Raw genomic sequence first — 10521 nt, 5'->3', positions numbered from 1 at the left:
CCATCTTTATTTAACAATACCAAAATTTGATAGAATTTTTAATATATGGGCGAATTGCAACTTGCCCCTACGCAACCAAAATAAAATTACGATAAAATATTATTTCTTACCCTGCTCTGCCAATGTTTTCCACGCATTATGGCGTAAATATACAGGTAAGGCGTTTTCTGCATTGACACCACCATGATTTAAATAATCAAGATAAGCCATTTTGCCAATATCACTGGCGGTAGGATTTAAAGTCATCAATTCGCCATTTGTTTTGATAAACTGCCCGCCATTGCCAATGATAAAATCAGCTTTTATTTCACTATCGTATGCTAATAAGGTTTCATCACCAATTTGTGTTAAGACATCTTTTTCAACTTGATAAAAACACGCATACACTTCATTTTGGCGTGCATCTATACAACTGGCAATGGTCGCATGCTCAATATCGTGATTTTGCACAAACGTACCTGCCAACGCCCTTAAACTTGATATGCCCACACAAGGCAAATCGTGAGCGAATGATAAGGCTTGCACAACGGCGGTATTGATGCGAATGCCACTGAATGCTCCCGGCCCTCGATTAAAGGCAAGTAGGTTAATTTCTTTTAAAGAAATATTATGCGTTTTTAATAACTCATCAATCATGGGTAGTATCGTTTCGGTTTGTCCACGATTGCCCGCGATGGTGATTTCACCAATCACGGTTTGGTTGTCTAAAAGTGCGACTGAACATTGTTCAAAAACGGTGTCTAGGGCTAGGGCTTTCATGGGTTTTATCATTCTCTTAATATCACTTGAATCGTCTGACAATGCGATAGACTGTAAATACCGCACCAAAAATAAGCAATCCGAAAACGGCAAATCTGGTGCTACTAAATTTACTGCCTTTTCCTTGCCAGACTTGCAATTCTACACTTTCAAATTTAATGTTTTCACGCTTGGTCAATAACCCATAAACTGAATAAAGTGAATCCTTAGAGTTTTTTGAGATAGAAAAAGGTTCGCTTGCAACCACCATTAGTACATTTTCTCCTGCTTTATATGTAGCATCATCTTCATCCATCATTGTTTTGGGAGTAAAATCCACTTTACTTTCAGAGCGGACACCATACATAAAACCAACATTAACTTTACCTTGATTAATCGCCGTACCACGCACCACCGCTACAAAACGATAGGGGTTATTCTCTGCTGTGCCTTGAAACAGTATTTCTGTTTCGGTGTCTTCGCTTGCTTGAAAAAATGATTTAATCTCACTTGTGGATAAAGTTTCCACTTTTTTTCTGTCAAGCGTTATACTGTGATTTAAGGTTTTGCCATATTCACCCGCTCTTGGAGAATGCTTTGCTTGACCACTACATCCAATTAAAGTTAACACCAAAACACAGACTGACAAATAAGAAACTGCTTTCATAAAAAAATCCTTAATTTAAGGGACTGACGTAGATAAGGTTTAAATTCCACACCATTTTCTCAAAGTTTTCAGCTTTGTGATGGTGTACCATAGTTAAAACGAAACTCACATTCTTTGATGAATAGGTGAAAGTTTTTTGTGCGTTTTTAATAACTCATCAATCATGGGTAGTATCGTTTCGGTTTGTCCACGATTGCCCAAAATCGTTGTTTCGCCAATCAATTCATCATTATTTAAAAATGCCACCGAGCATTGTTCAAAGACGGTATCTAGGGCTAGGGTTTTTATGGTAGTCATATCATCATTTTTTAAATAAAATAACCGTTTCTTCTCTATATTTAGAAAAGAAACGGCATCACTTCATCAATATCAAAAACGTTTTTTGAATTTACCGCCCATGGCATTTTGGGCGTTTTGTAATTCATTCATTTTTTGACGAATTTCTTCTTCACTCATGTTAAGATTGACACTACTGGGGTCAAGTCCCATTTCATGTACTTCGTTTGCCATTTTAGCAAATTCTTGCTGTTTGTTGCCACCAAATAATGGCCCTCCGCTCATGCCTTTGGTCAAACCTTGCACCGCTCTCATCATTTTTTCAATACCGTCAGGGCGACTGATCATTTTCATCATGCGCGCCATTTGCTTGTGCTGTTTGAGCAATTCATTGACGTCTTGGATTTGTTTGCCAGAACCTGCAGCGATACGGCGTTTACGGCTTGGGGTGATTTTATCAGGATTTTGACGTTCAAATGGAGTCATCGAATGAATGAGTGCTTCCATTTGCTTGACACGTTCCTCAGGCTTGGCTTGGGCGAGTGCTTCTTGGATATTAGCCCCACTCATGCCCGGCATTTTATCCAAAAATCCTGCCATGCCACCCAAATTTTTCATTTGTTGGAATTGAGCAAGCAAATCATCTAAATCAAATTCACCACCTTTTTGGATTTTTTTCGCCATGCGTTCGGCTTGTTCACGGTCAATTTTATTTTCAACCTCTTCCACCAAAGACAGCACATCTCCCATACCCAAAATACGCTGGGCAATACGTTCAGGGTGGAACAGTTCTAGGGCTTCTAATTTTTCGCCACGACCCAAAAACTTGATGGGCTTACCTGTAATAGCACGCACGGATAACGCCGCACCACCTCGTGCATCACCATCGGTTTTGGTCAAAATTACGCCTGTCAAAGGCAGAGCATCATTAAAAGCCTTAGCGGTATTGGCAGCGTCCTGACCTGTCATACTATCAACCACAAAGAGTGTCTCGGTAGGATTGACCGCCTCTGTCAACTCTTTAATCTCGGTCATCATCTCTTCATCAATCGCCAAACGACCTGCGGTGTCAATGATGAGAATATCAGCGAACTGGATTTTGGCTTGTTCAATGGCACGATGAGCAATGTCAATGGGTTTTTCGTCCACGCTTGACGGCACAAACATAGCCCCTACTTGGTTTGCCACAAATTCAAGCTGATTGATGGCGGCAGGACGATAAACGTCTGCTGAAACAAGCATGACTTTTTTATTTTGTTTGTCTTTTAAGAATTTAGCAAGTTTGCCTGCGGTGGTGGTTTTACCTGCCCCTTGCAGACCTGCCAAAAGATATACTACTGGCGGTTTGCCCGTCATTTCTAGGGCTTGGTTGGCAGACCCCATCATTTCGGTGAGTTCATCATAAACAATCTTCACAAAGGCTTGGGCAGGGGCAAGCTCTTTTAGGACGTTTTGACCTAGTGCTTGCTCTTTGACTTTGGCAACAAAATCACGAGCCACAGGCAACGCCACATCCGCCTCCAAGAGTGCCATACGCACTTCACGCAAGGTATCTTTGATGTTATCTTCGGTCAGTTGGTTTGAGCCTGCCAGCGTTCTAAAACTGCCAGAAAGTCGTTCGGTCAGAGTATCAAACATGGGTATTCCAATCAAAAAATAAATTTGCCTTATTTTATGCTAATTTTAAAAATTATGCTATTATTATTGTGTTTTTTGTCGTAATTTTTAAGAATAAAGAGGTCTTTGTGTTCATTCTATACGCCATAAGTACGCTGATCTATGCAGGAGTTGGTTTGCATTTGTATCATGCGTTGGTAAAGAACAAGCCGATTTTAAAAGGGGCGACATTATTGGCACTTGTGTTGGCGATTGTGCTACATGGTGTGATTTTGATGCCACAAATCATCACTTTGTATGGTTTGAATTTTAACATTTTTAATGCACTAAGTTTGACAGGTCTTTTTTGTCTTGTATTTTTTGTACTGTTTAGTTTGTATCGTCCCATTTTAAGTTTGGGCGTGCTTGCTGTGCCGACTGCCATCATTGGCATGAGTTTTGGGCAATTTGGGCAAGCCCCCTACCAGCCACTAACCAACATGAATACAGGCTTACAAATTCACATTCTACTGTCGTTTGGGGCGTACTGCGTCCTACTCATGGCGTGCGTACAAGCGATTATTCTAAGACTACAAATCCGTGAACTCAAACACCAAACCATTCATCGTTTTTGGGTAAGCAAACTACCACCACTACAAAGTATGGAAAGTTTATTGTTTGATATGATACTCATGGGTTTTGTGATTTTGAGTATTGCCATTGGTCTTGGACTTGTGGCGACATATGATGTCATTGCCCAGCACATTGCTCATAAGCTGTTTTTTAGCATTTTATCTTGGCTTGTATTTGGCGTGTTTATTATTGGTCATTACAGAAGAGGTTGGCGAGGCAAAAAAGCCTCCAATGTTGCTATTTATGGTTTTGTCTTGCTTGCCATTGGTTTTGTGGGGTCAAAGGTAGTACTAGAATTGATTTTAAACTGATTTAAAATCAATTTATGATTAAATCAAGCATTTTGAGCAAGTACCGCTCGCCCCGCCTGCTCAATTTGTGATAAGCTCAAAGATTTTTGCCCACTTAATGCTTGTCGCCATTTGCGAGAGCCTGCCAAACCTTGAAACAGTCCCAAATAATGACGCATTACCAAGGTTAAAGGCGTGCCAGATTTTTCAAAATTTTCTAATAAAATCAATAATTTTTCAAAAATTTCTTGATGGGTGGGTGCTTGCCTGCCCCAAAGCTCATTGCATTGCCCCAAAAGCATTGGATTGTGATAAAATTCTCGCCCAATCATCACACCATCTACTTGTGTTAAATGGGTTTTGATGTCGTCAAGTGTTTTAATGCCACCATTGATTTCTATAAAAAGATGGGGAAACTCTTGTTTTAGGCGATAAACATCATCATAACGCAGAGGCGGAATTTCACGGTTTTCTTTGGGCGATAGACCATTAAGTAAGGCAATACGAGCGTGCACAATAAAATGTTCACACCCTACCTCTGCCACCACCCCCACAAAATCCGACATAAACTCATAACTGTCAAAATGGTCAATGCCAATACGGTGCTTGACCGTAATGGGTAAATCACAAACATCTTGCATTGCACGCACGCAGTGTGCCACAAGGGGGGCTTCTGCCATCAGGCACGCCCCAATCTTATTAAACTGGACACGATCGGAGGGGCAACCGACATTTAGGTTAATTTCAGTATAACCGTAGTCTTGCCCAAGTTTGGCACATTGAGCAAGCTCGGCAGGCGAACTTCCCCCAAGTTGTAGCACAAGAGGCGGTTCATTGTCAAAAAAACGCAAATGATGAGTGGTATCGCCCTTTAAAATCGCTCCTGTGCTAATCATCTCAGTATAAAGATAAATATCAGGATTAAATAGGCGAGCAAAGGTGCGGTAATGATTGGTTGTCAAATCTATCATGGGGGCAACTGAAATACGTTGATTTGTGATGATGTCGGTCATAAACTAAACTTCGTATGATGATGTCGTTAGTTTACCACAGTTTACACCCTATTAAAATGTGTTTATGGTAAAATCACACATTCTATTGATTAACTATTATTTTTTAAAGAAAATCTAATTATGGTCGTGCCAATTAGCTACCTGTATGATATACTTAATAATTTAATGATTAAAACAACCCATGAGCGATAAAATACCCCTACCCATTGAACTGTATCCTTCCATCAAATCCAACCTATTTTCTGTGATATTTGGTGGTGGGGTATTTTGGCTAGGTCATATCGTCAATGATATTGCCAATGAGATTTTTATCGTTATTATCGCAGTATTGTGTATGGTGATTGGTGTGATTTTTATTTTCATGGGCTTATTTTTTCTCATCAACCCTGCTCCCACATTAACCATCAGTCGTTATCGCATCATTCATGGGCATGAATTTTTTAGAAAATTATTCAATAAGCATTTAGACATCGCCTTTAAAGACATTCACACCATGACATTGGATTTTTATGTCCAAAAAGACATCAAATATTGGTATATCCATATGACTTTAAAAAATGGCAAAACCGCCAAATTGCCATTATTTAAACTCAAATATGAAAGAGTGATGATTAATGAGCGAGAAATCTTTCATCTTATTGAGCAAATTCATCAAGGGCAAATCCCGCCCACTTTCGTAGATTTTGACATGGATATTCACGACCGTATCACCAAATGGGGGATTTTTATGATAATTGCGGTAGTGGCATTGTTGATTTATGGTAATTTAATACGATAAAAAACCGCCACAAATGGGCGGTTTTGATTATAGTCTACTGATGGTTGCCGTTCGGTTCAATATCAATAATAAATCTTCCAAACTAGCCCCTGTCTCATAAGTATACTGACCCACATGAATACGCAAAATGTGGTTATCCACAATCTCTTCAACAGCAGTAATTTGGTGAATATTAATCAATACTGATTTGTTACTGTCCAATGGGTGAATTTTTAGAAATTGAGCCATGTTTAACACTTGATTCATCACATTCTCCAAACATAAATAATGACGCCAATTTAAAACTTTTCACCCTATTTGTCAAGAAAAATCCGCCCACAAGAGCGGATTTTTGGGGGGGGGCAAACCCTCATCAACCCTGACGATAGTTGGGTGCTTCTTTGGTAATCTGTACATCATGTACGTGCGATTCTTTCATGCCTGCCGATGTTACCTTGATAAACTGTGGCTTAGTACGTAACTCTTGGATGGTGGCACAACCTGTATAGCCCATCGATGAACGCAAGCCACCAGCAAGCTGATTGATGATACCACTTACCGAACCTTTATAAGGCACACGACCCTCAATGCCTTCTGGAACAAGTTTTTCTACACCTTCTTTGGCATCTTGGAAATAGCGGTCAGATGAGCCATTTTGTCCACTCATCGCCCCAAGCGACCCCATGCCACGGTAGGCTTTATAGTAGCGACCTTGATACAACTCCATTTCACCAGGAGCCTCTTCTGTCCCTGCCAACAGTCCGCCCACCATGATACAGCTTGCTCCTGCCGCCAATGCTTTTGCCATGTCGCCAGAAAAACGAATACCGCCATCTGCAATGAGTGGAATGCGGTCTTTTAAAGCCGTTGCCACATTGTCAATCGCACTAATCTGTGGCACACCAATCCCAGCAATGATACGAGTGGTACAAATAGAGCCAGGTCCAATACCCACTTTGACAGCATCCGCCCCAGCATCCAATAATGCCAAACCTGCCTCTCCTGTGGCGATGTTGCCACCGATGACTTGGATTTGAGGGTATTTTTTCTTGATAAATGCCACTTTGTCAATCACACCCTTAGAGTGTCCGTGTGCAGTATCCACCACAATCACATCTACATTGGCATCTACCAATGCCTCTACACGAGCTTCGGTGTCTGCCCCTGTACCAACTGCTGCTCCAACACGAAGGCGACCTTTGGCGTCTTTGGCGGCATTGGGGTTGTTTTCAGCCTTGCTAAAATCATTGACAGTAATCAATCCTTTTAGGCGAAACTCATCATCAATAACCACCACTTTTTCAATACGGTGTGTATGCAAAAGACGCTTGATATTTTCGGTACTCTCCCCTTCTTTGACAGTAACGAGTTTTTCTTTGGGTGTCATGACATTTTTGACAGGTTGGTCAAAATTGGTTTCAAAACGCAAATCTCGATGCGTAACAATGCCCACCACACGGCGGTTTTCGTCCACTACAGGCACGCCTGAAATGTTGTTTTCACGAGTGATACGAAAAAGCTCGCCCACGCTTGTGTTAGGACTTACTGTAATGGGGTCAGCCACCGTGCCTGCTTCAAATTTTTTGACATGACGCACACGGCTGGCTTGACGAGAGATGTCCATGTTTTTATGAATAATGCCCATGCCTCCAAGCTGTGCCATAGCAATCGCCATTTTGGACTCGGTAACAGTATCCATTGCTGCTGATAAAATAGGTAGATTTAGGTTAATCTCACGAGTCAAGCGGGTGGATAAATTAACATCCTTTGGCAAGACCTCTGAATAAGCGGGCAACAACAACACATCATCAAAGGTCAATGCTTCATAACTCATTCTTAACATACAAACTCCTAAAAAAATATTCACGTAAAACACAAAAGGGCTTAAACAAGTTGCCCTGTTTAAGCCCTAAATAATGGCAAACCCATCGGTTTGCTTTGTTTTTGTGTCAAATCGCATGATAGTGGTTGGATTAAAAAATTAGCGCAATATTATAATACTCATTTGATATTTTATCAAGCTAATTTTTGGCGAATGTGCCAAATCCGCCCCACTTTTTGCAATTCATAATCATCAAGCGTTGCAAAAAATTCGGCAAAGGTGCGATAACCCAATGCCATACTCCCCACCCCAAAAATTTTTTTGATGTCCGCCCCAACATTGGTAACATTTGCCCAACCATCTTGGTGTTGATGTTTGGCGATTGCTTGATTTAATGCCGCCAAAAACTCATGACCATCAATGATTTCTACTTCTTCATTTTCTTCGCCATTGACATCATCAAAATCCTGACTTGCTCCATCTGTGTCGGTGAGTTTGTCATTTGGATTTTGGGCAATGCCTGTTTGTTCTTGGTTATTGACCTTGACACTCTTGCCTGTAAGGCTTTTGACATAAGTTTGCCCATCATCTTTAACCATCAATTCAAACAATTGTGTAGCCTTTAACAACAAACCGATGTTTTTATACCCATAATCTTTGGCAGAAATGCCTTGCTGTTTTAGAGCTTGACCCACATCCACCGTCGTCGCCCACACACCAACCGACAAATTGTCATCAATGGCATTGGCAATCGCCTCCATCAACCAAACGTTATCTTGGAGTTCTTGGGTGCTGTACTTATGTTTTTGGGTAGGCGTGTCAGTGCTGGGTGATACATCTGACCCATTCACACGCAAATCTTTGACAAAATAGCGTTTTTCAACTTTGTGTATTTCAAATGTGGTGAGATTTTTTAACAATTCTAATAAATTAGCATAACCATATTGTTCACTTTTGATACCAAATGTCCCACCCAAATAATCCGTTACCGCATACACACGGCGTATCATGACATTACCTTTGGGAGTCAATACGTCCATGATTTTTTTGACATGGTGGGATTGAATGTTATCAGCATCAACAAAAACAGCGATGGTGGGCATACGTTGCATGATTTTCTCCTTGATTGGGGCATGGTTATGTTAAGTTTACCCAAATCCACCAAAAAAATCTATCTTATACTATCCATAAGTGGTCGGATAGTCATTTTAATACAAAAATACCATCTTTATGTAAACTACCACTAAATATAAATCATGTTATAAAGAGTGGGTACGCCCTCAAAACAACCCAATTTTAACTCATATTCTCCGCCAAGTCGTCCCCGCCCTACCATCTTCTAATTCCACGCCTTTTTCTTTTAATTGAGTGCGGATTTGGTCAGCTAGGGCAAAGTTTTTATCTTTTTTGGCATTGGTACGAGTTTCAATCATTGCCAAAATCTCATTTTCAGACAGGGCGTTTTCATCTACTGTGCTTTGCAAAAATTCACTTGGGTTTAGTTGAGCGATATTTAGCACACCTGCCAATGTCTTTAAAATCACCGCATGATTTTTGGCAGTTGCCAAATCATCACTTTTTACCGCTTTGTTGATTTCGCTAGCAAGTGAAAATAGCACACTGATGGCTTTGGCAGAATTAAAATCATCGTTCATTGCCGATGTAAATTCTTGTCCAAAATCAGATGTCCAAGCATTTTCATCAATCTGCACATCATCAAATGGTTTTAGGGCATGATATAGGCGTGATAAAGCGGTGTGCGATTCTTTTAATGCCATATCAGAAAAGTTAATCGGACTGCGATAATGGCTTGACAAGATAAAAAAGCGAATGGTTTCGGCATGAAAATCTTTTAACACATCACGAATGGTAAAAAAGTTACCCAAAGATTTGCTCATTTTTTCGCCATCAACATTGACAAAACCAACGTGTAGCCAGTTGTTGGCATAGGTTTTGCCAGTTACCCCCTCCGATTGGGCGATTTCGTTTTCGTGGTGTGGAAATTGCAAATCATGCCCACCCCCATGAATATCAAAACTCTCGCCCAAACAGCAAGTACTCATCGCACTGCATTCAATGTGCCAACCAGGGCGACCCAAACCCCAAACACTTTGCCAATGCGGTTCGGAGGGTTTGGCAGATTTCCATAGCACAAAATCAAAAGGGTTTTGCTTGTCATCTACCGTCTCCACCCTTGCACCCGCCTGCATATCATCAAGTTTACGCTTGGAGAGTTTACCATAATCAGGGAAATTGGCTACTTTGTAGTACACATCGCCACTTGCCCCTTGATATGCCAAACCTTTGCCACTCAAAGTATCAATCATACCCAGCATTTGGGGAATGTGGTCGGTAGCTTTGGGTTCTTGGGTGGGACGCAAGCACCCCAAACGGTCAGCATCTTCGTGCATGGCAGTGATAAAACGAGCGGTGAGTTCGCCAATACTTTCACCATTTTCGTTTGCTCGGTTGATGATTTTATCATCAATATCGGTGATGTTACGAACATAATTGACATCAAAATAGCGAGACAACCAACGATAAATCACATCAAAACTCACCATAACCCGAGCATGTCCGATATGACAATAGTCATAAACTGTCATGCCACAGACATACATGCCTACTTTGCCAGCATGAATGGGGGTAAAACGCTCTTTTTGGGCAGATAGAGTATTATATAAATGTAAATCGTTCATGATGTGCCTATTATCATATTAACTAAAATC

11 protein-coding genes and 1 pseudogene are annotated in these 10521 nt (G+C 40.8%); 2 read left to right on the top strand and 10 right to left on the bottom strand.

The genetic code is table 11. The features are described from left to right. Window positions 1-99: 99 nt before the first annotated feature. The 5 genes and pseudogenes from tsaB to ffh form a co-directional block, all read right to left on the bottom strand. A complete protein-coding gene (gene tsaB / locus MOB01S_RS08790) occupies window positions 100-759 on the bottom strand; it encodes a tRNA (adenosine(37)-N6)-threonylcarbamoyltransferase complex dimerization subunit type 1 TsaB (RefSeq protein WP_066804081.1) in 660 nt (219 codons plus the stop codon). 22 nt (window positions 760-781) lie between these two features. After that, on the bottom strand, window positions 782-1405 hold the full coding sequence (locus tag MOB01S_RS08785; RefSeq protein WP_066804078.1) for a hypothetical protein: 624 nt from the start codon (window positions 1403-1405) through the stop codon (window positions 782-784). 39 nt (window positions 1406-1444) lie between these two features. Further along, window positions 1445-1542 (bottom strand): annotated as a pseudogene (locus MOB01S_RS12370) (IS1595 family transposase); the annotation flags it as partial. Continuing rightward, entirely contained in the window at window positions 1511-1702 is a 192-nt protein-coding gene (locus tag MOB01S_RS08780) for a hypothetical protein (RefSeq protein ID WP_066804075.1), read from the bottom strand. The gene MOB01S_RS08780 and the pseudogene MOB01S_RS12370, both read right to left, overlap by 32 nt. A 72-nt stretch (window positions 1703-1774) precedes the next feature. Next, on the bottom strand, window positions 1775-3319 hold the full coding sequence (gene ffh, locus MOB01S_RS08775) for a signal recognition particle protein (protein ID WP_066804073.1): 1545 nt from the start codon (window positions 3317-3319) through the stop codon (window positions 1775-1777). A gap of 107 nt (window positions 3320-3426) precedes the next feature. Between ffh and MOB01S_RS08770 the strand changes: the two genes are divergently transcribed. Then, window positions 3427-4221 carry a cytochrome C assembly family protein gene (locus MOB01S_RS08770; RefSeq protein WP_066804071.1) on the top strand — a complete coding sequence of 265 codons (795 nt, stop codon included), beginning with the start codon at window positions 3427-3429 and terminating at the stop codon, window positions 4219-4221. 23 nt (window positions 4222-4244) lie between these two features. Here MOB01S_RS08770 and dusA read toward each other — a convergent pair whose 3' ends face one another. Next, a complete protein-coding gene (gene dusA, locus MOB01S_RS08765) occupies window positions 4245-5213 on the bottom strand; it encodes a tRNA dihydrouridine(20/20a) synthase DusA (RefSeq protein ID WP_066804070.1) in 969 nt (322 codons plus the stop codon). A 181-nt stretch (window positions 5214-5394) separates the two neighbouring features. Here dusA and MOB01S_RS08760 point away from each other — a divergent pair, with 181 nt between their 5' ends. After that, on the top strand, window positions 5395-5991 hold the full coding sequence (locus tag MOB01S_RS08760) for a hypothetical protein (protein WP_066804066.1): 597 nt from the start codon (window positions 5395-5397) through the stop codon (window positions 5989-5991). A 27-nt stretch (window positions 5992-6018) separates the two neighbouring features. Here MOB01S_RS08760 and MOB01S_RS08755 read toward each other — a convergent pair whose 3' ends face one another. The 4 genes from MOB01S_RS08755 to cysS all read right to left on the bottom strand — a co-directional run bounded on the left by MOB01S_RS08755 (window position 6019) and on the right by cysS (window position 10491). Beyond that, window positions 6019-6237: a hypothetical protein gene (locus tag MOB01S_RS08755; protein ID WP_066804064.1), complete on the bottom strand. Its 219-nt coding sequence runs from the start codon at window positions 6235-6237 to the stop codon at window positions 6019-6021. Window positions 6238-6343: 106 nt separating this feature from the next. Continuing rightward, window positions 6344-7813, bottom strand: coding sequence for an IMP dehydrogenase (gene guaB / locus MOB01S_RS08750; RefSeq protein ID WP_066804061.1), 1470 nt, complete (start codon window positions 7811-7813; stop codon window positions 6344-6346). A 173-nt stretch (window positions 7814-7986) separates the two neighbouring features. After that, on the bottom strand, window positions 7987-8904 hold the full coding sequence (locus MOB01S_RS08745; RefSeq protein ID WP_066804058.1) for an NYN domain-containing protein: 918 nt from the start codon (window positions 8902-8904) through the stop codon (window positions 7987-7989). A gap of 189 nt (window positions 8905-9093) precedes the next feature. Continuing rightward, window positions 9094-10491, bottom strand: a complete 1398-nt coding sequence (cysS, locus tag MOB01S_RS08740) for a cysteine--tRNA ligase (protein WP_066804056.1) — start codon at window positions 10489-10491, stop codon at window positions 9094-9096. Between the last annotated feature and the right edge of the window lie 30 nt (window positions 10492-10521).

Origin of the sequence: Moraxella oblonga NBRC 102422 (assembly GCF_001598275.1) — a bacterium.
GTDB lineage: Bacteria > Pseudomonadota > Gammaproteobacteria > Pseudomonadales > Moraxellaceae > Moraxella > Moraxella oblonga.
Note: the sequence above shows the minus strand (reverse complement) of the source record. Positions and strands in the feature narration are given on the sequence as shown.